General features: G+C 66.8%; 22 protein-coding genes. 14 read left to right on the plus strand and 8 right to left on the minus strand.

The genetic code is table 11. From position 1 onward, the window contains the following. The first annotated feature begins 1 nt into the window (after position 1). Positions 2 to 589 carry a TetR/AcrR family transcriptional regulator gene (locus tag AC5WS7_RS04560; RefSeq protein ID WP_495953033.1) on the plus strand — a complete coding sequence of 196 codons (588 nt, stop codon included), beginning with the start codon at positions 2 to 4 and terminating at the stop codon, positions 587 to 589. 121 nt (positions 590 to 710) lie between these two features. On the opposite strand, the gene AC5WS7_RS04565 is transcribed toward AC5WS7_RS04560, so the two are convergent. Then, positions 711 to 1,169, minus strand: a complete 459-nt coding sequence (locus AC5WS7_RS04565) for a GNAT family N-acetyltransferase (protein ID WP_495953034.1) — start codon at positions 1,167 to 1,169, stop codon at positions 711 to 713. A 533-nt stretch (positions 1,170 to 1,702) separates the two neighbouring features. On the opposite strand from AC5WS7_RS04565, the gene AC5WS7_RS04570 reads away from it, so the two are divergent. From AC5WS7_RS04570 to AC5WS7_RS04580, 3 genes are all read left to right on the plus strand, one after another. Continuing rightward, positions 1,703 to 2,080, plus strand: coding sequence for a hypothetical protein (locus AC5WS7_RS04570; RefSeq protein ID WP_495953035.1), 378 nt, complete (start codon positions 1,703 to 1,705; stop codon positions 2,078 to 2,080). A 429-nt stretch (positions 2,081 to 2,509) separates the two neighbouring features. Then, positions 2,510 to 3,532, plus strand: a complete 1,023-nt coding sequence (locus tag AC5WS7_RS04575) for a glycoside hydrolase family protein (protein ID WP_495953036.1) — start codon at positions 2,510 to 2,512, stop codon at positions 3,530 to 3,532. A 253-nt stretch (positions 3,533 to 3,785) separates the two neighbouring features. After that, positions 3,786 to 4,007 carry a DUF1737 domain-containing protein gene (locus AC5WS7_RS04580; RefSeq protein WP_495953037.1) on the plus strand — a complete coding sequence of 74 codons (222 nt, stop codon included), beginning with the start codon at positions 3,786 to 3,788 and terminating at the stop codon, positions 4,005 to 4,007. Positions 4,008 to 4,064: 57 nt separating this feature from the next. On the opposite strand, the gene AC5WS7_RS04585 is transcribed toward AC5WS7_RS04580, so the two are convergent. Together AC5WS7_RS04585 and AC5WS7_RS04590 are read right to left on the minus strand one after the other, a co-directional pair. Then, positions 4,065 to 4,382, minus strand: a complete 318-nt coding sequence (locus AC5WS7_RS04585; RefSeq protein WP_495953746.1) for a restriction endonuclease — start codon at positions 4,380 to 4,382, stop codon at positions 4,065 to 4,067. Continuing rightward, positions 4,310 to 4,501, minus strand: a complete 192-nt coding sequence (locus tag AC5WS7_RS04590; protein WP_495953038.1) for a restriction endonuclease — start codon at positions 4,499 to 4,501, stop codon at positions 4,310 to 4,312. The genes AC5WS7_RS04585 and AC5WS7_RS04590 overlap by 73 nt, the downstream gene beginning before the upstream one ends. A gap of 155 nt (positions 4,502 to 4,656) precedes the next feature. Here AC5WS7_RS04590 and AC5WS7_RS04595 point away from each other — a divergent pair, with 155 nt between their 5' ends. Continuing rightward, positions 4,657 to 5,916, plus strand: a complete 1,260-nt coding sequence (locus tag AC5WS7_RS04595; protein WP_495953039.1) for a TetR/AcrR family transcriptional regulator — start codon at positions 4,657 to 4,659, stop codon at positions 5,914 to 5,916. Positions 5,917 to 6,237: 321 nt separating this feature from the next. On the opposite strand, the gene AC5WS7_RS04600 is transcribed toward AC5WS7_RS04595, so the two are convergent. Then, a complete protein-coding gene (locus tag AC5WS7_RS04600; protein WP_495953040.1) occupies positions 6,238 to 6,699 on the minus strand; it encodes a hypothetical protein in 462 nt (153 codons plus the stop codon). A gap of 167 nt (positions 6,700 to 6,866) precedes the next feature. After that, the gene (locus AC5WS7_RS04605) at positions 6,867 to 7,499 is read right to left on the minus strand and encodes an EthD family reductase (RefSeq protein ID WP_495953041.1); all 633 of its coding nucleotides are present in this window, start codon (positions 7,497 to 7,499) and stop codon (positions 6,867 to 6,869) included. A gap of 199 nt (positions 7,500 to 7,698) precedes the next feature. Between AC5WS7_RS04605 and AC5WS7_RS04610 the strand changes: the two genes are divergently transcribed. Both AC5WS7_RS04610 and AC5WS7_RS04615 read left to right on the plus strand, forming a co-directional pair. After that, positions 7,699 to 8,163: a hypothetical protein gene (locus AC5WS7_RS04610; RefSeq protein ID WP_495953042.1), complete on the plus strand. Its 465-nt coding sequence runs from the start codon at positions 7,699 to 7,701 to the stop codon at positions 8,161 to 8,163. 366 nt (positions 8,164 to 8,529) lie between these two features. Continuing rightward, entirely contained in the window at positions 8,530 to 8,826 is a 297-nt protein-coding gene (locus AC5WS7_RS04615; RefSeq protein WP_495953007.1) for an MmcQ/YjbR family DNA-binding protein, read from the plus strand. Between the two features lie 58 nt (positions 8,827 to 8,884). On the opposite strand, the gene AC5WS7_RS04620 is transcribed toward AC5WS7_RS04615, so the two are convergent. Both AC5WS7_RS04620 and AC5WS7_RS04625 read right to left on the minus strand, forming a co-directional pair. After that, on the minus strand, positions 8,885 to 9,844 hold the full coding sequence (locus tag AC5WS7_RS04620) for an alpha/beta fold hydrolase (RefSeq protein ID WP_495953043.1): 960 nt from the start codon (positions 9,842 to 9,844) through the stop codon (positions 8,885 to 8,887). A gap of 304 nt (positions 9,845 to 10,148) precedes the next feature. After that, positions 10,149 to 11,582 carry a wax ester/triacylglycerol synthase domain-containing protein gene (locus AC5WS7_RS04625; protein ID WP_495953044.1) on the minus strand — a complete coding sequence of 478 codons (1,434 nt, stop codon included), beginning with the start codon at positions 11,580 to 11,582 and terminating at the stop codon, positions 10,149 to 10,151. A gap of 648 nt (positions 11,583 to 12,230) precedes the next feature. On the opposite strand from AC5WS7_RS04625, the gene AC5WS7_RS04630 reads away from it, so the two are divergent. The 4 genes from AC5WS7_RS04630 (at position 12,231) to AC5WS7_RS04645 (ending at position 17,526) form a co-directional block, all read left to right on the plus strand. After that, positions 12,231 to 14,024, plus strand: a complete 1,794-nt coding sequence (locus AC5WS7_RS04630) for an AMP-dependent synthetase/ligase (protein ID WP_495953045.1) — start codon at positions 12,231 to 12,233, stop codon at positions 14,022 to 14,024. A gap of 193 nt (positions 14,025 to 14,217) precedes the next feature. Next, the gene (locus tag AC5WS7_RS04635) at positions 14,218 to 15,660 is read left to right on the plus strand and encodes a wax ester/triacylglycerol synthase family O-acyltransferase (RefSeq protein ID WP_495953046.1); all 1,443 of its coding nucleotides are present in this window, start codon (positions 14,218 to 14,220) and stop codon (positions 15,658 to 15,660) included. Between the two features lie 89 nt (positions 15,661 to 15,749). Continuing rightward, positions 15,750 to 17,090: a phosphoribosyltransferase family protein gene (locus AC5WS7_RS04640; protein ID WP_495953047.1), complete on the plus strand. Its 1,341-nt coding sequence runs from the start codon at positions 15,750 to 15,752 to the stop codon at positions 17,088 to 17,090. Between the two features lie 157 nt (positions 17,091 to 17,247). Beyond that, on the plus strand, positions 17,248 to 17,526 hold the full coding sequence (locus AC5WS7_RS04645; protein WP_495953048.1) for a DUF1918 domain-containing protein: 279 nt from the start codon (positions 17,248 to 17,250) through the stop codon (positions 17,524 to 17,526). Between the two features lie 193 nt (positions 17,527 to 17,719). On the opposite strand, the gene AC5WS7_RS04650 is transcribed toward AC5WS7_RS04645, so the two are convergent. Then, the gene (locus AC5WS7_RS04650; RefSeq protein ID WP_495953049.1) at positions 17,720 to 18,892 is read right to left on the minus strand and encodes a glycosyltransferase; all 1,173 of its coding nucleotides are present in this window, start codon (positions 18,890 to 18,892) and stop codon (positions 17,720 to 17,722) included. Positions 18,893 to 19,445: 553 nt separating this feature from the next. On the opposite strand from AC5WS7_RS04650, the gene AC5WS7_RS04655 reads away from it, so the two are divergent. From AC5WS7_RS04655 to AC5WS7_RS04665, 3 genes are read left to right on the plus strand one after another with little or no spacing between them, the layout of a single operon-like run. Next, positions 19,446 to 20,408 carry a universal stress protein gene (locus AC5WS7_RS04655; RefSeq protein ID WP_495953050.1) on the plus strand — a complete coding sequence of 321 codons (963 nt, stop codon included), beginning with the start codon at positions 19,446 to 19,448 and terminating at the stop codon, positions 20,406 to 20,408. Beyond that, complete coding sequence (locus AC5WS7_RS04660) at positions 20,405 to 21,025, plus strand: Rv1733c family protein (protein WP_495953051.1); 621 nt, start codon at positions 20,405 to 20,407, stop codon at positions 21,023 to 21,025. Before AC5WS7_RS04655 ends, AC5WS7_RS04660 begins: the two co-directional genes overlap by 4 nt. A gap of 19 nt (positions 21,026 to 21,044) precedes the next feature. After that, positions 21,045 to 21,953: a universal stress protein gene (locus AC5WS7_RS04665; RefSeq protein WP_495953052.1), complete on the plus strand. Its 909-nt coding sequence runs from the start codon at positions 21,045 to 21,047 to the stop codon at positions 21,951 to 21,953. Positions 21,954 to 21,983: the final 30 nt, after the last annotated feature.

Raw genomic sequence — 21,983 nt, forward strand, 5'->3', positions numbered from 1 at the left:
GATGGCTGACTCAACCCAGACTGCGGCCGTCGCACCGCGGCCAGGCAAACGGCAGCGGCTCGTGGCCGCTGCCGTTCAACTCCTGCACCAGCAGGGAGTGCAGCGGACCACGCTCGCCGACATCGCGCAGGCGGCCGAGGTGCCGCCCGGAAACGTCTACTACTACTTCAAAACCAAGGACGAGGTGGTCACCGCCGCCATCGACGCCCACCTCCAGCAGATCAGAGGAGCCCTCGCCGATATCGACGCTCGCTTCGATTCGCCGAGAAGCCGCCTGAAAGCCCTCGTGGATCTGTTCACCGCCGATAGCGAGACCGTCACCCAATACGGTTGCCCTATCGGCACTCTCTGCTCGGAACTCGACAAACGCCCCGCGCACGAGGCGTTCCCCGTCGCCGACCTGATACACCTCCCCATCGCCTGGGCCGAAACCCAGTTCCGCGCCCTCGGCCGTGCCGACGCCCACGACCTAGCCCTCCAGCTCATGGCCGCTTACGAAGGCAGCGCCCTGCTGTCCAATACTCTCCGCGACCCCACCATCCTCACAACCGCGGCCCGCCGCCTAACCCACTGGCTGACCACGCTTTGAAAAGTGTGTTCAGGAACTCGGACGAATGCCCGTTCAGAGTTTGCGGGCACGCTCTCAACTCAGCGGGCCTGCGGATAGCCGATTTCGGAGATGTCTTGGGCCAGCGAGCAGACTCGTCGATTCAGAGTGGGCGGCTGATCAGGCGGCGGCCCTCGTCCAGGAAACCGTGTGCGCGGTAGTAGTCCAGGAGGCGGCCGACGTCTCGGCTGCTCGGCGCGACGATCAGCTCCAGGGACCGGCAACCGTGCTCGCGCGCCCAGACGACGCTGTCGGCGATCAGCCGGCCGGCCAGCCCTTGCCGTCGTGCTATCGGCACTACGAAAAGATCCTCCAGTTCGGCGATCAGCCCATTCTCCAGACCGAAACTGGTTGTGGTGACAGCAAAACCGAGTAGTTGGTCCGCTAGCTGCACCACGGCGACCCGTGCCATGGGCGAAGCCAGCAACACCGAGAGGTTGCGGCGCAGCGCACGCTCGTCGGCGCTGAAGCCGTCCTCCGCATAAAACGCCATGGCCAGCGGTAACACTGCGGCCAGATCGGCAGGACCAGCAGTATTCAGATCTACCGGTGCGATCGTCATGCTGCCAGTACACCCGAGCTGGCCACAATCGTGCACAGCCTCTCTCGCAGTACGCGAGATCGCCGACACGCCATGTGCTGTGGCCCGCGGTTCGGCATACGCAATCGGCAATACCGCGCATCGTCGGCGTCGAGCACTCCGTCTACGTCCACCCACAGGACTTGCAGCCGGGTGTCGTCCCGGCTCGGCTCATTGCCCTGCTGGAGGCGTGGGTTTCGTTCGCCCGAATCAGGCAGTCGATAGTTTCACAGTGACCTATGGTGGGGTCACAGTGAACTGATCCTGGTCGGGCCCGATGGCCCCGCTGTAGGGTCAGACCTTCTCGACACAGGTGGATTATCTTGTCCCGGATGCTGTTGGGGTTGCCGCACGTCGCCAGTGAGCGCAGTCGTTGACACCACCTATATCCTACTGTGGAATATAGTGGACGCCGCTCGGCGATCCGCCGTCGCTCTACCGTTCGAAAAGAGGGTTCCATGCCCACGCTCCCATGGATGACAATAGGCGCGTCCACCACATCTGAAGCTCAATGCATGGCCTCACGTCTCGAAGTCAAATCGCTGCTCAGCACACCAGGTTTCCTGATCTCTTCGCTGGCGTTGTGGCGGCAGGCCCGCCGCTCCCCGGGAGTGCTGGGCGTGACTCTGAAGGCCGAGATGCTGAAGCGCACATTCTGGACCTACTCGGCTTGGGACGACAAGGACGCCATCTCCGCTTACGCAGGCTCGGAGCCGCACAAGTCGACTGTCGAGCGCAAGCGAAAGGTCATGCGGGAAAGCACCTTCGTGTTCTTCAGCGCACCGGTTCACGAGCTGCCGCTGTCGTGGGACGAGATCCGTCGGCGGATCGCCGACCAACGGGAATCGGCGCAATCAGGCGGCAAGCCTGCCGTGACCGATTGTTCGGAGTGAATCAAGGGCTTCTGTACTGCTGAGGATGCAAATACCAATTAGCGGTTGATCACGAAATCGCGCATCTCGCCGCTGATCCGATTCTGGCTTCCAGCAACCGATTGACCTCTCGGCAGCCAAGCCAAGTATCAACCGAGCACGTCCGCAGCCCGAGCCGCTACGGCACATCGTTGGTTGTCAAGCCGTTGTCGTTGTCTTTCGCGCGATTACTACCTGAACCCCTGTGGAGACGGTATCGTCCCGGCTCGCAGAACCGATGGCGCGCATGCCATTTCATCTCCACGGCCCACGCGGCAGAGTCCGGTGGCCGCCCGGGACGGCCGGCGTCGGCGCCTGTGCTGCCACCACAACAGCAGCAGCATATCGACCTACTCACCATGCGCGGTGTGTCAGCAATCATTCAGCGTTCACGGGCTGGATAATCCGCATATGACGTCGATCGGGCTGTCCCGCAGAGCGATGCTCGCCCTGGCGGCGAGCGTACCGTTGAGCGTTGTGGCATCCCGACGCGCAATGGCCGCCGCCCCGCCGATCCGATACACGATGACGGCGTTCACCAACGCCAGCCAGACCGATATGTGGGTCTACGAATCCACCGACGCAACGAATTTCCGGCTCGTCCAGGCCGCCGCCTACCGTCCACCGGACGCCGACCCCGCCGGCACCCCGGCAGCGGCGGCCACGACCAAGAAGGGCTTGTGCCGCGACCCCAGCGTCTTTCGGCACATCGACGGCGAGTACTACGTGACGTACACGACCGCATGGGGCGGCAACACCATCGGGTTCGCTCGCAGCCGCGACCGGATCCACTGGGAGTTCCTGTACGAGTACACGATTCCGTTCGGCGGTGTCACCCATACCTGGGCGCCGGAATGGTTCGTCGACGGTGACGGCACGGTCAGCGTCCTGGTGAACATCAACGACGGCACGGTCTTCCGGCCCTGCGTCATGACCGCGACCACCTCATCGCTGAGCCGGCTGCATTGGACCACGCCCATACCGCTGGCAGGCGTCATTCCCGCACCGGGCGGCCTCGGCTACATCGACACCACGGTCAAGTTGTCGCAGGGACGCTACTACGCGTTCGTCAAGAACGAATCGACCAAGAACGTCGAGGTCGCGGTGGCCGACCGCCTGGTCGGCCCGTACACGTTCGCGCGAACCGGGAACTGGGCGCGCTGGGGCGGACCGGGCCCGGGACAACCGCGCGAGGGACAGTGCGTGATCCCGCTCCCCGACGGCCGATGGCGGATCTACCTGGATGCCTACGACCTCGACGAACCCACGCACGGTCACTATCTCTACAGCGACACCGTCACCGGCGACCTGCTCGGCGAGTGGACCACACCGAAGGACCTGCCCGTCCTGTCCGGTTTCGTCCGCCACTTCACGGTGTTACCCGAACAGTTGAACACCGGCCCGCAACCGGGCCCGAAGCCCGTCACGCGGTGAGGACGATCGGGCCGCGGCCTGCCCGCACCGACCAGGCACCCAGGGCCCCGCTCTCGACATAGTCGCCGAACGCGCGGACGGCCGGCACCGGCGGGCCGGTCCGGCGGACCAGACCAGGCCAATCTCGTGAAAAGCGCGCGGGTGCAACGAAATTTGGGGTTCCGGTAGTACGACCCGATTCGGGCAGCCGGGAATCTCCTGCACGCCATCGGAACTCGCCGATTCGGGCGTAGCCGGGTGATTCAATGACCTGATGGAGCAACAGGAGCAGCACGCGCGGGTGCCGCACTACCGGTTCGTCGCGATGATCCCCGGCAGTGCCGACTACGCCGGATTCGAGCAGCGCGTCAACGCGCTGCTCGCCGAGGGCTACGAGTTGTACGGGTCGCCGTGTATGACGTTCAACGGTATGGAGCACATCGCCGGACAGGCTCTGGTGCGGTTCACCGCCCCGCCCTCCGGTACCAACTCGTAGAGCCGATCGACCGGAGGCAGAACCCGAAGCGGCCCTTTTCAGTTCGTCGGTTCCGGATCAGTGCCATGGTGCCGGGCCGGTCTGTGACTCCCACGCGGCGAGCTGCTTGGCGGCTACGAGCAGGATTCCGGCGCGGGCCGCGTACGCGTGGGGCTGTGGGGTGAAGGCGTGGGCGGTGGTCACCACCGCGGCGATGTCGGCGCCGTGGATGGTGCGCGCGGTCCCGCCGAACCGCTGGACGTCTTGGCTGCCGACGCTGCGCGGCTGTTGCGGTATCGCTTGGCCTGCAGCACGTTCCGCCGTCAGTCGGGTGCGGTTGCGAGCACGTCGGCGCCGAGGTCGGCCGCGCCGCCGACGACCTGCACGCTGGTGCAGCCGTCGCGGCCGCCCAGCGCCGCGAGAGCGTGCTCGAATTCCGCAGGGCTCGAGGCGTTCTGGCGTAGTGCCTGGGGTGATCGCCCTGCGGCACAACACGAACCGGCCCCACGACACATTGCGTCGTCGACGGGTCGGTCGCCGTTTACCGGCAGATAATGGCTCGGGAGCCGCTAGGCTGTGTGCCTGCGGATCTTTCTCGTGACTGTGGGCAAGGACGTCTATGTCGCCGAAACCGTCGGGTCAGCGCCGACCGACGCAGGAGCGTGCGAAGGTGACACGCGACCGCGTCCTGGATGCCGCGGCGCGGCTGTTCGGGCAACGCGGGATCACCGATACCTCGATGAACCGGATCGCGGCCGAGGCCGGCGTCAGCATCGGCACCGTGTACCGGTATTTCGCCGACCGCGCCGCCGTGGTCGAGGAACTGCTGCGGCGGATGCAGGACAACATCGAGCGGTGCTTCACCGAGCGGTTGTTCGGGATCGCCGATGAATCCGTGTTCGAGCTGATCGTGGCCGTTCTGCAGGCGATCGCTGGTGAACTGGTGGCCGAGGCCGGGCTGGTCCGGGCACTGGCAGCGGGGCTCCACCTGCCCGACAGCGGTCTTCCCGAACTCGAACGGCGCCTGCGGCTGCTGGTCAAGGTACTCCTCATCCAGATCCTCGGCCCCGGCGACGACCACACCTACGACATCATGACCATCGTGCTGGTCAACACCGGATTCGCGGCTGTCATGCGGGCCGCGATCGACGACCGTAAACGCGAGGAACTGTTCACCGTCACCGCACGCGGGATCGCGGCGTGGATCGACACCGAACGTGAGACCCCGGCATCACTGCAGGCTCTGTCGCGCACCGACGCACGCACCCTGACCAGGCGGGCGGAGTTCACACCGGCACGACCGCTCGGCCGGCGCGAGGGGCCCCGCCAGGCGCGGGCCAAGGCGACCAGGGATCACATCTTGCACACCGCCGCAACGCTTTTCGCCGCACGCGGGGTCGCGGGTACCTCGACGAACCGGATCGCCGCCGAAGCGGGCGTCAGCATCGGTACCGTGTACCGGTACTTCACCGACCGCGCGGTCATCGTCGAAGAGCTGATCGAGCGGCTGCTGGAACACGCCGAACAACGGCTGCGGCAAAGCTGGCACGACCGGGAGGGCGCAACCGTCCTGGCACTGACCCATCGGACGCTGGAGATCATCGTCAACGAGGTGACACCCAACGCCGACCTGGTCCGCGCGCTGATGGCCGGAGTGCTGTACTACCGCAGCGGCATCCCCGACTTCGAATCCCGCCTGCGCGATCTGTCCATGGAGCTGATCGTGCAAACCCTCGGCCCCGGCGACGAACGCCGCTACGACGCCATGAGCTTCGCCATGATCAACACCGGCTTCGCGGCCGTGCTGCGCGCCGCGACACTCGAGCTCGGCACCGACGAACGCAGTCGGGTACTGGAAATGACCGCACGACTGATAACGGCAGCCTGCGAAGCGGAGATCACGGCGTCGGCGACCGCCGGGACGGGCTGACGCCAGGGATGAGGCCGCAGCGGCGGTCCTACGCCTCGGCGCTGCTCGCCGGCCGCATGTACCCTGGGCGGCAGGCCACAGTCCTCGTATTGGTATCGCACAGTGAACAGCCTGCCGCGGCGAGAAGTGTAGCGCACGCTGACATCCCACGAGGTTGTCGAGATCGGTGTGGATCTCGACGTCCTGCTTCCATGTCCTCGGTTTGTCTTGCAACTCACGTATGGTGCGGGGATTTTCCTTCGCTGACCGGTTGAACCTGGCAACAGCGCGCGGAACGCGCATCGTAGCGACCTCCTCGAGGCGTGGATCGGTAGGCCTGTGTCACGTGGCAGCAGGACTTTCGACGTCATGATCCGGCACGCGCTCCTGCTCGCCGAAGCTCTCGAGCCCGATGACGACTACGACAACGCCGTTACGGTACGAACGACCATTGGCAGGAATCGTCGACGCGGCCAGGCTGCTGGGGCGGCAGCTCGCCGGGCACGACGACGACTGGGACTGATCGGCATCGCAACTACCGTGATCAGCCTCCAGCAGCAGGTCATGCCCCTTCTGGATCGGGCTCAGCCGAGCGACGCACGCCATGGTCGGCACCGCCGAGTCCGGCCATGCGACCGGCCTGGTGAGGTCGCGCCTGATCGGGCTCGGGATCACCACGCCGTGGTCGATCCTGGTCGCGAGTATGCGCTGTAGCGTCTTCAGGCTCCGGTGAGCGAGGAAAACCAGTGCTCCGAGACGTCCGATCACCCGGCGCGTGCGCTCGCGTAGCGCATCCGGCAACACGGTACATCGTCGACGCTGAACACCGGTAGGTGCCCTGGTCGAGAAGCGTGGCCGATGCGCAGCGTGCATCCGCACCGCTTCGAACCCCAGGCGGGCCAGTATGGCGCGAAGGTCCGACACGCGAGGGGGCTCGAAGAATCCCTGCACTCCAGGCGTAGGACACCGTCTCACCGCATGAGGTCATCGAGTTCGAAGGTCATGCTACGGACATCGGCAAAGCGAGTCAGATGTGAAACGTCGGCCGCGACCGCCCGACCGATTTCGGATTCGAACGCGGCATGCAAAGCCGCCAGATCGTCCCACTCCAGGGTCGCTATCAGGTAGTACTGCTCGCCACGAACACCGCGCATGGCACGGCTCAATGAGTACCGGCGCAGTCCCGGGAGCTGCCGGCCCAGTGGGATGTGCACTTCACGATAATGATGTTCGAAAGCTTCGGGATCGGACGGATCACCCCACAGCACAACCAACCTGGCGTTCGGCGCGGTCCGGGTGGCCTCGACTGACATGACTGTTATACCTCCTGCTGATCGACGACAAACGGCGGCCTGGCGTGCAGCCGTCAATCCTCCCGACGTTCGAAACACGTAGAGATCGACACTGCTCGCCTGTCGGGGTTTTCGGATCGCGCGGAAACCAATGACAATGGCCTGACCGCCACCGATATCCGCTAACTTCCGGAACTTTCGGGCGACATGCAGACCGGCGAGCGGGCGAACCCGACGATCCGAGATGCTGTTCGTCGGCCGCAAAAACTCTGGTGGACAAGGTGTTTCACTCGTAGGTTCGGCCGTCGCCAACCGGGATCGCGGCATCGGAATCGTGGGGAGGGCAGCATGTTGCGTGCAGAAGCAGGTGCGGCGCGTCGGGATGCGCTGGAGAGGTCCCGGCGGCGCGAGTGTCGGTCGCGGACCTTCCCAGTTGGGAAATGCCGCGCGGGAGTGTCACACTTTGTGCGACAAGCGCTCGGCGGATGTATTGCGGGACAAGGGAGTACCTATGAAAATTCCGAAGCTGCGGGTCCGGCTGGCCATGGGGTTCGCGGCGGCTGTCTTCTTTGTTGCGTCGGTAGTGGCGGCCGGGCCCGCGGCGGCAGCCTCTTCGCCTGAAGCAGCTTGCGGCGCAGGGTATTACGCGATCGACCACGGGAACATAGAAGCGAATGCGACCGTCTGGTTGATGTACAACGGTTCCACCGATTGCGTTGTCACATGGAAGACGGCACAGATCGGGACGCCGACAGCGCTGGTGGCAGCGGTGGGTACCGGGGGTAACGGTCTCGGCCTCCCTGCATTTCCGTTCCACGGTGTGAGCAACAATATGGACATCGACGCGGGCTCGTACTCGTACTATGCAGGCCCTGTCTACTGGTACGCCCCGCACACTTGCATCTATTGGTACGGCTCATTCGGAGGCGCCAATAACGGCGGCTCCGCTGGTGGTGGCCCGTCGCACTGCGGCTGACCGGTTCGGAAGGTCACGGCCGATCAGCAGCTGCCGGTCCGGAGAGAGCCAGGGTGAGTCCGGGACCGGACGGGGACAGCGAGAGTGCCCCTGAACGTGTGGTGGAAGCCGCAATGGTCGGGGCGCTTCGGACAAGCCGCAACCCGGACCTACCACCCCGCAGCCTGACGCCGAACTACCAACCGCCTCTTGACATGAAGAGGAGCCAATACCGGATGTTTCGTTGGGTCTTGTTGTGCCGGATCCCATTGAGGCGGCGAGGAAGTAGTCGGGTGGTGGTCGAGGTTCTGCGCGGCCTGTGTCCGATCTGGAAAGATTCGGTGCATGAGTGCTGCTGGGGACGATGTCCGCGCTTTTGCTTTGTCGTTGTCCGAGACCTCTGAGCAGTTCGCGTGGGGTATGCCGACTTTCCGGGTGGCCGGTAAACTATTTCTCACTCTCCCGGAGGCCGAAACGTCGGCGGCGGTCCGCTGCCCGATCATCGACCGTGACGAACTGGTGGCCGCCGAGCCGGATAAATTCTGGATCGCCGCGCACGAGGCGAGCAATGCGTGGGTTCGAGTGCGCCTGGCGGCCATCGACGACCAAGACGAGCTGGAAGTCATCGTTCTCGACTCGTGGCGGCAGGCCGCACCTCGGCATCTACTCGATGGTGTCGAATGACATCGCGGGCGTGCCGAGCACTCGGTCGACTCCGCCCGCAGAAGGTGGGAGCTTCGGATTAGTCGAGGGTGCGCAGGAAGGTCAGCAGGGCGTGGTTCACCTCGTCCGGTCGTTCCTGCTGAATCCAGTGGCCGGCACCGGGAAGCACGATCGGGCCGGTCAGGTTGGGAACGTGGTTCCGCATCCGGTTCGGGTCGGCGAAACGGACAGCGGTGTCGAGTTCGCCGCCGACGAACAGGGCGGGCTGGGTGATGACGCCGGTGCCGAGCTCGGGCAGCAGCTCCCAGTCCAGGTCGGCGTTGCGGTACCGGTTGAGCCCGCCGGTGAATCCGGTGCGCTCGTACTCGGCGACGTAGTAGGCCAGGTCGGTCTCGGTGAGCCAGGCCGTAGGTGCTTGCGGTTCGGGCATCTGGTCCAGCAGCACCACGTCCCGAGGCAGCCCGGTCACCAACCGCACGCCCGTGTCACCCGCGTCGCCGGACAAGCCGTACATCATCAGCCGCATCGTGCGTGCGACGTCGGCGGACAGGTCGGCCTCGGCCACACCCGGTTCCTGGAAGTACAGCATCCAGTTGAACCGGTCACCGGCGAAGGAGCGGAGTTCGGTCAGTGGCGGGCGCGGCGACCGCGGCCGGTACGGCACGCTCAGGGCCGCGACCGCCGTGAAACGCTCGGGATGCAGTTCAGCGGCGGCCCACGCCGTGTTCGCGCCCCAGTCATGGCCCACCAGCACGGCCGTCGACTCGCCGAGAGCGTCGAGCACACCGACCGCGTCGGCGACGTGCGCGGCCATGCCGTAGTCCTCGACATCGACCGGGGCCTGAGTCCGACCGTGTCCACGCAAATCCGGTGCGACGGCGTGGTACCCGGCTTCAGCCAGGACCGGCAGTTGATGCCGCCACGAATACCAGAGTTCGGGAAAGCCGTGCAGCAACAACACCAGCGGGCCGGTTCCCGCTTCGGCCACGTGCATCGACAGACCATTGACAGTGATTGTGCGGTGCTGGATGACATCCATGCTGCAACTCCACCGTACGAGGCTGCCTGCGCACATCCGCACATGATCGGCCTCCCTCCTACGTACCGCGACGTAGTCCAGTGGCCGGTCGATCGATCGCGCGGCGACCAGGCGCTGGCCGCGTCGGATTCACCGGTGTACTGCTCGGCTCCGCCGGCCACGCAGTGGTGCAGTCGGCCGGATGCCCGATCATCGTCGTGTGCGAGCACGATCCAGGTCCGGTGGTAGGCGGGAGGTGATGCCGCTGGGCCGGGCGGTCCGAGTTCACGAATATTTGCAGGGCTGCTTTCGAAGGCGAGGTTCGTTACGGCGTCGGCGGCTCGCAGCGTTGCGAGCCGGTCTCACCGTCGGTGGTGCGGGCGGCGAGATGAGTCTTCGCGATATCGAGCACGGTGCGGAATCCCCGTGCCAGACAATCCTTCAGGACTTCCGGATCCGGTACCGCGGCCGTGTCGGCGTTGATTCCGACGCAGCAATTTCCGGCGTGCGAGATCAGGGTTACGTTGAACGCCGTGCCGATGGTGGGGCCGAAGGCGTACATGCGCTCTATTTTCGCGCCGGCGACGTACATGGGCACCGGTGAACCCGGGACGTTCGACGCGACGAAGTCCACATGCTTCAACATGGTGGTGACCAGGCCGACGGGCAACCGATTCAGCACGGCCGCCGCCGCGGCCGAATACGGCATGGCAGGTTCGCGTCGGCACCCGACCACCGCTGCGTGCAGCGCGTGCATCAGGTTCACCGGGTCGGCGCTGTCGGCTGGGAGTGCGAACCGCGCCAGCGTGAGTCGATTGCCACCGATCGGGTCGCCGGCCTTGCGCAGGCTGATCGGCATCGTCACCCGAAGCCGCTCGATGACCGAGCCGTGGCGGGCGTGGTACGTGCGCAAGCCCAGCACGACCGCCGCCAGAAAGGCGTCGTTGAGCGTGGAGCCGCTGACGTGCGCCGCCTCGCGCAATTCCGCGACCGGCACGTCGACCGTCGCCAAGCGCCGTCCAAGCCCACGACCCGTCATGACCGGGGACCAGGTATCGGTCACCGGGCGTACGAGATGTCCGAACGAAACGGCCATCGCGACACTGTCGCGGATGGTGCGAATCGGGTCTGTCACAGCCCGCAGGGCCAGCCGCGGCACGTGCGATATACCGCTGCGCGCCAACGCCGAACCGACGGTCCAGTTCCAGGCCAGGACATCGGCCAGTTTTCCGCGCTTTTCGGTCGGCTGCTCGGGAACCGGACCACGGTCGCCGCCGGATCGGGAGAAATCGACGATCTCGTTCGCCAGCTGGATGCCGCCCAGGCCGTCGCTCAGCGAATGATGAAACTTGAGCACCAGCGCGGCCTTGCCGCCGGCCAGGCCGCTCAGCAGCGTCAACTTCCACAATGGCCGCACCGGGTCGAAGGCGGTCATTGCTTCGTGGCGCGCGAACTCGAGCACCGATGAGATATCCGCCGACGCGGGCAGCGCGATGTGGCGCACGTGCCATGAGAGATCGAAATCGGTGTCCGGTATCCACCGGGGCGGGGCCAAGCCGATCGGCAACGCGTCCAGTGTGTCCCGGAACCTCGGTGCCATTCGCGCTCCGCGATCGACCATCCGCACGAACCGGTCCACCTCCGGTAGCGCGTCCAGGATCAGGATCGACACGACCGTGGAGCGCAGAATCGCATCGCGCTCCATGCACCAGGAGAACAAATCCGACTGGGTCAAATGAGATTCGCGTGGATCGGTCATCATTTCGCCTGCGAAATCTCCGGTCGCGGCAACGCCCATCGAAGCCGATCATCGCGTGGCCGATACGCGGGATCCGAACCGTCGACCACGACCACGATCCGGGCCCCGGACCTCTTCTCGGCCACTGCTCACCTCGAGAACTCCGCGGACGCCAATATCGGCAGGGCACTGGTCGGACGTGCGGCGCAGGCCATCGCCCGATGGTCGCCGGGGGTGATGTGTAGATCATTTGCCGGGTTTCCCGGCACTGAAAGCATGCGCCGGCTCGGCACGTGCGCGCGCGTGCCGAAGGTCACCGGCGATCCCGAAAAACGTCACGCCCGAACCAGTACGTGTACGCCGCGATCGATCGGACCGCTCGTGCTGCGTTGCGCAAGACCGTGGGCCGGCACAGTTCCGACGAGACGCAGGATTCTCGATGCCACGCGAAAATTGTTGCTGCCGAAAGGGAATCATGTAAATCGTGGCGTTTGGCGGGGTATCGGACATCATGATGGCTCACCCGTCGGCACGGCCGTGGAACGAAGTGTGGGAGACCAAAGTCCTGGGCCGTGCGAGTCGTGCTGCTCTGTCCGGTGCAGGGCGCTGCGGCGAGACTGGGGGCTGGACCTTCGGGTCGAGATCGGCGACGTTATTCGAGGAACGGCCATGCAGGAATTCGGCGTACCAGCTCTGTATCGCGTCCCGCCCGACGGGAATCTCACGGATCTGATCGAACATGACGTCGAGAGATTTCCGGATCTCGCGGTGATCAGCCGCAAGGTGGACGGCCGGTGGCAGGACGTGACCGCCGCGGAGTTCTTCGCCGAGGTCTCGGCGGTGGCGAAGGGGCTGATCGCCAATGGCATTCAGCTGGGTGATCGGGTGGCCCTGGTATCCCGCACCCGCTACGAGTGGACGCTGCTGGACTTCGCGATCTGGTGTGCGGGGGCGGTCACGGTGCCGGTATACGAGACTTCCTCGCCCGAACAGGTGCGGTGGATCGTCTCGGATTCCGGGGCGGTCGCGATGTTCACCGAGACCGATCGCCACACCGCGGTGGTCGACGGTCTGCGCGATCAACTGCCCAAGCTGATGCATATCTGGCAGATCGACGCGGGCGCCATTGCCGCCCTGGTGCGGGACGGTGCCGATGTCGCCGACACGGCCGTGCTCGAACGCCGGAAAGCCGTGACGGCCGATGCGTTGGCGACGATCGTGTACACCTCGGGGACCACCGGTCGTCCCAAAGGGTGTCAGTTGACCCACGGCAACTTCCTGGCCGAACTGGGCAACATCACGGCTCGGATGCCGGCCCTGTTCCGCACCGGCGAATCCTCGGTGCTGCTGTTCCTGCCACTGGCACATGTGCTCGGCCGGATCGTCGAGGTAGCGGCGGCGTTCGCCCCGGTCCGCATCGCGCACGTCGGTGATGTCGCGAACGTCACGGCCGAACTCGGGGCCTTTCGGCCGACGCTGATCCTGGGTGTTCCACGCGTGTTCGAGAAGGTGTACAACACCGCTCGAACCCGCGCGCAACTAGCTGGTCGTGCCCGGATTTTCGACGCGGCGGCCACCGCTGCCATCGCGCACAGCCGAGCTCGGGACAGTGGCCGGGTCCCCGTGTCGCTGCGCCTGCGGCATGCGTTGTTCGGCCTTCTGGTCTACCGCCGTCTGCGTGCCGCGCTCGGCGGCCGCGCCACGCACGCCCTGTCCGGTGGCGCCCCGCTGGGTGAACGGCTCGGCCACTTCTACCGCGGGATCGGGTTCACCGTGCTCGAGGGCTACGGCCTGACCGAGACCTGCGGGGCCGCCACGTTCAATCCGGACGACCACCCGAAGATAGGGTCGGTCGGCCAACCGCTGCCGGGGTCCTCGGTCCGCATCGACGACGACGGCGAGATCCTGTTGCGGGGACCGAACGTGTTCACCGGATACTGGAACAATCCCGGCGCCACCGCCGACGCATTCCGGGACGACTGGTTCGCCACCGGTGACCTCGGTGCTCTCGACGACGACGGATACCTCACCATCATCGGACGCAAGAAGGAGATCATCGTCACCGCCGCCGGTAAGAACGTCGCTCCCGCGGTGATCGAGGACCGCATCCGCGCCCACGGCATCGTCGGTGAGGTGATCGTCGTCGGTGACGGGAAACCGTTCGTCGGCTGTCTGGTGACCGTCGACCTGGAGAACTTTCCCACCTGGAAGCATCTCCACGGCAAACCCGCCGACGCCACGATCGACGACCTGGCCGCGGACGTGGATCTGCTCGCCGCGATCCAGGCCGCGATCGATGACGGCAACCAGGCGGTGTCCCGGGCCGAGGCCGTCCGCAAATTCCGCATACTGCACGCCGATCTCACCGAAGCCAACGGATATCTCACGCCGTCGCTGAAACTCAAGCGCAATATCGTGCTTCGCGATTTCGCCGCGGAGGTCGCCGCGCTGTACAGCGTGTGAGCGCGATCGGACGGCGCCGGGCACTGCTCGGCGGTCGGGTCCGGGCAGGCGACGAACTGCCCTGGGAGATAACCGAATGTCCGCGTGGTGCGGGACGTTCGCCCCTGCCGTGGCAGGCGCGGAGCTGGTCGACTGGAAATGCTCGTGGAAAGCAGATGGTCGACGACGATGCAGTACCCGGCTGACGATAGGTGTGAGCGAGACGATGGCGGAATTGGGGCCCTTGGATGCGGGGTTTCTGGCGATGGAGGACAGCGACCCGCACGTCAGCATGGGAATCGGGACGGTATCGATTCTGCACGATCCACCACCGACCCGTGCGGAACTGCGTACCTGGATCGATCGGGGTCTGGAGAGACACGGCCGGTTGCGTCAGCGGGTGCGGCGTACTCCGCTGGATCTGACAGCGCCCGTGTGGGAGGACGACCCGAATTTCGATCCCGGGCACCACATCCGGTGGACCGCGCTGCCGGATCCGGGCGGCGAGGAAGAGTTGCGGGAACTGGTCGCCACCGAACTCACCGAACGGCTGGACCGCGATCACCCGATGTGGGAGGTGGTCGTCGTCGAGCACCTCGCCGGTCAGCGCTGGGCACTGATCACGAAGGCTCACCACACCGTGATCGACGGGATCGCGGGGGTCACCCTGTTCGAAAGCTTCTGCGATCCGACACCGGATGGCCCGGCCGCGGTACCGGCGAAGCCTCCGCGTCCGCGTCCCCTGCGGCTGCTGTCCGATGCGCTCCGATTGCCCTACACCCTGCCTCGTGCCGTGGTCGGCACCGCGCGCACGTTGGCGCCCGTGCTGCTGGCCGCGGTGACACCGGTGGCCGATACCTCACTCAACGGGCCCATCGGCCGACAACGTCGCTATGCGGTGGCGCGGACCGAAATGCACCGAGTGCGCGAGATCGGCGCGGCGTACGGCGTGACGGTCAACGATGTGGCGGTGGCCGCGATCGCGGCGGCATACCGGTCGCTGCTACTGCGCCGCGGTGAGCATCCGGCGCCGGGCAGCCTGCGGATCGTGGTGCCGGTGTCGATGCGTAAGCCGGACGCGAAATATGTTCTGGACAACCGGGTTTCGGCAATGGTCCCGTATCTTCCGATCGAGATCGTCGATCCGGTCGAACGGCTGCTGGCCGCGCACCGGCGGATCGCACGACATCGGAAGCGAGGCGAGCCCGAGGCCGAGCAGTCGTTGCTGCGGCTGGCGCGATGGCTGCCGTCCGGAATGGTCGGAATGGTTTTCCGGCTGGCGTCGTGGTATCCGCAGCGCGGAATCTCCGCGCTGGCGACCAACATTCCCGGACCGCGACATCGGCTCAGGTTGGGCGGCCGCGATGTGCTGGAGATGTGGCCGTGCATCCCGATCGCGATGCGAGTGCGTACGACGATCGCGATTCTCAGCTACGGTGACGCCCTGACCTTCGGGATCACCGGCGACCGCGACACCGCTCTGGACGTCGACGCGATCGCCTCCGGCATCGCCACCGAGGTCGCCGTGCTGCTGGCGCACGCCCGGGGGGAGCCACGTCGACGTCACCTGGAGCTGGTTCGCAACCACACCGACCGGAGTTCGCGCGGGATACCCGCCGACCGGTCGCCGACTCGCAACGCCGGTTCACCGTACTGACGACGGCACGCAGCGCGTACGACTACCGGATCCGCCTATGTCGCGGGTTCCCCGACGGCTCGGAAACAGCCGGGGTTCAGGAGGTTTCGATGTATTTCGAGAATCGGATGGAAGCGGGCCGCCGCCTCGCGGAACGCCTCGAACCCTTGCGTGGACACGATGTCGTCGTGCTGGGGCTGCCGCGCGGCGGAGTCCCGGCCGCATTCGAGGTGGCTCGGCGGCTGGGCGCGCCGCTGGATGTCATCGTGGTCCGCAAACTCGGTGTCCCGCATCAGCCCGAACTCGCCTTCGGTGCCATCGGTGAGGACGGCGTCCGGGTGATGAACACCGGTGTCGTGGCGCAGTCGGGGCTCACCGGTGACCAGATGGCGCGTGTGGAGCGCAGCGAGCGTTCGGAGTTGGAACGCCGCGCCGCCGGATTCCGCGCCGACCGTTCGCGCATCGAGTTGACGGGCCGGACCGCGGTGATCGTCGATGACGGTGTCGCGACCGGCGCGACCGCTCGCGCCGCATGTCAGGTCGCCCGCGCACAGGGGGCCGCCCGGGTCGTGCTGGCGGTGCCCGTCGCGTCCCGGGCCGCGCTGCATGTGCTGCGTCGCGAGGCCGACGAGGTGGTCTGTTTGGCACAACCGATGTTCTTCTACGCGGTCGGCGAGTGGTACCGGCACTTCGGCCAGACCAGCGACAGCGAGGTCGTCGAGCTGCTGCGCCGCGCCGACGCGAACGAACCACACTCGCGACCGGTGCCCGCCGACAACCCGCCGTCGTGCGATGCGGACGTGCGGGTGAACGCCGGGACGATCGAGCTGGCAGGGCATCTCACCATCCCGGAGCATCCGGTCGGGTTGGTCGTATTCGCACACGGCAGCGGCAGCAGCCGGCACAGCCCCCGGAACCGTTTCGTCGCCGAGGTGCTGCAGCGAGCCGGACTGGGCACGCTGTTGTTCGACCTGCTGACACCAGCCGAGGAGATCAACCGGGCCAACGTATTCGATATCGAGCTGCTCACCCGGCGACTGGTGCAGGTGACCGAGTGGCTCGATGGGCAGGAGCACGCGGCGGGGCTGCCGATCGGGTACTTCGGGGCCAGTACCGGTGCCGCTGCGGCCCTGTGCGCGGCTGCCGACCCGAGCGTGCACATCCGGGCCGTGGTATCCCGTAGCGGACGCCCCGACCTTGCCGGGCGCGTCCTGGCCGCGGTGAGGGCTCCGACCCTGCTGATCGTCGGAGGATGCGACTTTGCCGTGCTGGATCTGAACAACCGTGCAGCCCAAGCGATGCCGTGCGAAACCGTGGTGACCGTGGTGCCCGGCGCGACTCATCTGTTCGAGGAGCCGGGCACGTTGAGCCGAGCCGCCGAACTGGCCCGGGACTGGTTCACCACCCGCCTGCCCGCCGCGGTCCCGGCCAGTCGGCACATGATCGGCTGACTTCGTCCGGACCGTCCTCTGACGGCCGGATTCTGCACGCGGGCGGCCAGCGCAACGGGCATCGTCGCGACTGTGACGAACGGCTCTGTCGCTCGTCGTTCGGCAGGCCGAATATGGGGCTCGGGGGCCGTGAACACAACGAGCGAGAGGTCGGGTCATGCATGCGGACGTCGGAGACTGGCTGGTTGCGGAAGGACGCGCGGTAGGCGGGACGGTACGGCGCGGGTTGATCGAGGAGGTCCACGGCGCTGATGGTGAGCCACCGTTCCTTGTGCACTGGGCCGACACCGGACATCGGGCCCTCGTATTTCCCGGCCCCGATTCCCATGTCCTGAGCGCCGATGAAGTGCGTGCCCGGGAGATGGTGACGCAGGGCCGGCTCTCCCCGGTACAGCACGAACCCATACCGGACGCGCATGCGTCGGGGACGAACTGATCATCGTGCGTCGAGGTGCCAGGTTGCTGCCCCGTCGCGTCAGGGCCATCGCCTCTGGGGACGAAAACCCTTCCCGCGTAGGCTGATTCCTTCGCCACCTCGGTCGCGTCGGCATCGGGAACTCTGTCCGCGCGGCTCATCGGGCTGACATGCCGCCGCCGACGGTCGATGCTGTGAGCGGCGCGGGCGGTACCTATGCCGGGGGCGTGTACGAGCTGTCGTCTCGAGGAGCCCGTGGTCCCGCCGGGCGGCAGGCCGAGAAGTCTTGCCGCCGAGAGACTTCCAGGAGGCGGTCCGCGGCGTTCTCGACGGTGGGCATTGCGGCGATCTCGGCGGCTACCGCCCGGGCCGAGTGGGTCAGCCTCGCCTCCGTGATCAGTTTATCGAGGTGTGCCGCAGTGATTTTGGATGCCGGGACGGACAGACCCGCACCGCGGCGCTCGACCGATTCGGAGTTCCAGCGGCGGTCTCCGGGGGCGGGGGTGGCCAGTTGCGGGATTCCCGCGTGCAGGGCGGCGAGCACCGAACCGGCGCCACCGTGGTTGACCATCGCGGTGCAGGTGGGCAGAACACGGTGCAGCGCAATCCATCCGACGGTGTGTACGTTGCGTGGCAGGTGCGACGAGCGCGCGATCGCGCGATTCGGGCGGACGATGACGATGTCCGCGTCCACCTGCGGGGCGGCGCGAAGGATGCTGCGCAACATGGCGTCCGGTCCGTCGCCGAGCATGGTGCTGCGAGTCACGATGATGCGCGGACGCACCGGTGGATCGAGGAAGAGCGGCGGGACCGGCGCGCCCGATGGCGCATAGGGGGTGTACCGCACAGGCCGACCCGGCACGGACGCGATACTGGGCGGGGCGACCGACAACGTCTCCGCGGCACCGGACTCTTCCCGGCCGCACAGCAGTCGTAGCAGCTCCCGGCGGATCAGGGTGCCGTTGTCGAGGGCGATGTTGTGCAAGGCGGCCGGGACGCCGAGCCGGGCCGCCACGATCGCCGCCGCCGCGGCGAACGGCTCGTGGACGACCAGATCGGGTTGGAATCGTTCGGCGGCCCTGGTGAGTGGGGCGATCATCGGTCTGTTCATCACCGCGAAGACGTGGGCGCCGCCGCGCGGATCGGCCCTGCCGCTCGCCGATCGGGCCGCCAGCACAGGATGCAGGCCGAGTCCCCGCACCACGGCCCGCACATTCCCGATACCGGGCGCGACATCGACGGCATCGATGTCGCCGTCGACTGCGGCGACCGCTGCGCCGCCGCTGGCCACCAGCACGACGTGGCCGCGATCGCGAAGGCGTTGTGCCAGTGGAATCATCGGGAACAGATGCCCGATCAACGGTGTCGCGGCGAACAAGATCCTCATGATGCTCCGTCCCGGTCGGGGCAGCCTATCGCCGGAACCGGCACGGCAAATCCGCTGTTCGATCCATTACACCGGCCATCATGCGTCACAACACCCACTGTTCGTCCGACTGGTCCGGCAGCGGCATACCCTGGTTCGGCACGATGACGCGGCGGGTCTGCCGCCACACGCGGTCCCGCGGCTGCTGTTCGTCCGGGGAGCGTGGCGCGGATGGCGCTGTCGAGCGATGCGAACGAACGTGCTGCGGGGCTCGGAACTCACCGCAGCGGGGCGATCCAGGACCCAGTTCGTGTCGCTGCCGCGGACGCCGATCGCGCCGTAGCGGGCATCGACGAGCGCTGTCGCGGGTACGCAATCAGTCCATCCGGCCTGACCGAGTACGCGAGCCCTGGTGTCGGAGGTTCGAGCGGGGTCTATCCGGCCCGATCCCGCGGATGGCGGCCGGGCCGGGAGATCAGGTTGTTTTCGGTCGGTTCATCGGGCCTTTCGGCCCTGGAGCGAGCGGCGGCCGGGGGAGAGGCTGAGGGTGGCACACGGTGAACAGGAGTCTGCGATGAGTACCGGCTTCAGCGACGAGGTGCGCCACCTGGCTTCCGCGCCCGTCGTGGTGGGGGTGGACGGCTCCGAGGCCGCGGATGCGGCGGTGGTATGGGCGGCTGTGACAGCGGCGGATCGCGGCCGTGACCTGCGCATCGTGCACGGGATCGATCTGAAGGCACTCCGCCGGATCTTCGAACCCTACGATGCGCTGGAACCACCCGTACTCGATGCGTTGCGGGTGCGCGGCCACGAACTGGTGAATCGATGCGCGCAAAGGGCGCGAGACGCCGCGCCGGGGCTTCGGGTCGACACCGAAGTATCCGAATCGGATGCGATCGGGCTGTTGCTGCGGTACGCCCCGACAGCGCATTTGACCGCGCTGGGTGCGTCGGGAGCCAGCGGCTTGGCCGCGCACGTGGGCTCGACGATGCTGACGGTGAGTTCACATGCGCGAGGCGTGGTCGTCGTGGTGCGGACCGATCCCGACTCGGGTGGGCGGGTGCGTTCGCAGGGACCGGTCGTGGTCGGTGTGGACTGCGCGGCGGCGGGCGAAGCGGCGCTGGGGGCGGCCTTCGAGGAAGCGGCCGAGCGGGACGCCGAACTGGTGGCGGTACACGTCTGGAACGATATGAATCTGGGGCAGTACGCCGGCGAGCCCCACATGCTGTTCCCGGTCCCGGAGGTGGAGGTGACCGAGCGGGCCCTCGTCGCCGAGAGACTGGCCGGATGGCAGGAGAAATATCCCGAGGTTCTGGTCGATCGCCGGGTGTACCCGACGGGTCCGGCGGAAACGTTGCTGGCGTGGTCCCGGTCGGCGCAGCTGCTGGTCGTCGGGAGCCGGGGCCGGGGTGCTTTGCGCAGTCTGCTGCTGGGCTCGACATCGAACGCGCTGGTGCAGCATGCGCAGTGCCCGGTGATGGTGGTGCACTCGAGTACCTCGCCCCAGCAGCGGTCCGCGGTGCGGAATTCCCCATGAGCAGAAGGCGACCCGGTAGTTCTTTTCCGAGCTTTCCGTCGGCGCCGCTGCGGTGGTGGCGGCGCGGACCGGTGAACCGCAACCCGCTCATGCGGTGTTCCGACAGGATCGAAGGGCTCCTGCGGATAGCCGCCTTGATCGTGGCTGTCGCGATGATCCCGTTCGCCGCTGCCGTGGGCACCATCGAGTACACCGCGGCGGCACACCGCATTCGGGCCGAGAATTCGACGAAGGTGGCCGTCCAGGCCACCGTACTGGCGGATCCGGTGACGGTGCCCGGATTCGGCGGGACCACTGACATCCGGCGCGCTCCGGTGCGCTGGATCCGGGACGGAAGCAGCGGCCAGGCAAGCGTGGACGTCCCCCGGAACACAGTGCGCGGCAACGTGATCGAAGTATGGATCGGGCCGAGCGGCGTTCCCGTTCCGCCCCCGACGCCCTCCGATACGGCGGCATTCGCCGGAATCGGTTCCGCTGTCGTGGTTCTGATGGTCGTCTGGGCCGGCGTCGCGGGGGTGCTCGGCGCCGCGCAGTGGGCACTGAATCGCCGACGAAGCGCCGCCTGGGCACACGAGTGGCGTCTGATGGCGCTGTCGCCGGGCAAGGACAACCGGTGAGGCAACCGAGGAGAACGCCATGACCACACCTGCCACCTCGTCGCAGACGTCCTCGAACCGGCCGATACTCGCGGCGGTCGACGGATCGGCCGTCTCGTATCAGGCCGCGGAGTGGGCCGCGGCCACCGCGGCGCTGCACGGATGCGAGCTGCACCTGGTGACCTCGGTGGCGCTGCCGGCGGGATACGGGCCCGGCGCGATTCTGACCGGGACCGACACCGACTGGCTGCGGATCGAGGGCGAGCGGGTGCTGGCCGAGGCGGCACGGGTCGCACGAGACGGCTCGCCGGGAGCGGTGCCGCCGATCAGCACCGAGGTGAGCTGGTCGCCGGTCATTCCGGATCTGATCGAGCGGTCGCGGGGTGTGCGGATGCTGGTGCTGGGGAATCACGGCGCGAACGCTCTGCAGCGGGGGCTCCTGGGATCGGTCACCACCGCGATGCTGCAGCACGCCCGGTGCCCGGTGGCGGTGCTGCACTATCGGCAGGCGGGTGATCCGCTCGGTGCGGGAAAGCCGGTGGTGGTCGGTGTCGACGGAAGCGCCGAGAGTATGCCGGCGGTGGCGGTGGCGTTCGAGGAGGCGTCGTTGCGCAAGGTCGGTCTTATCGCTGTGCACGCGTGGAGTGATGTCTCGCTGGCACATCCGCTGTCGGTGGATGTGGCGGAGGCGATGCACGAGACGGAGAACTCGGTGCTGGCCGAGAGTACGGCAGGGTGGTCGGAGCGGTATCCGGATGTTTCGGTACAGCGAATCCTGGTGCGGGACCGGCCTGTTCGCGCGCTGTTGGAGCGGTCCGAATCGGCACAGCTGGTGGTCGTGGGCAGTCACGGCCGGGGCGGGTTCGCCGGAATGTTGTTGGGCGCGACCAGCAATGCGCTGGTGCACTCTGTGCAATGCCCGATCGTCGTCGCCCGCAAGCGCGACTGAATCACGCCGGAACGGTCCGTCCCTGTGCGG

The sequence above is a fragment of the Nocardia sp. PLKS1-43 genome, from assembly GCF_059510335.1.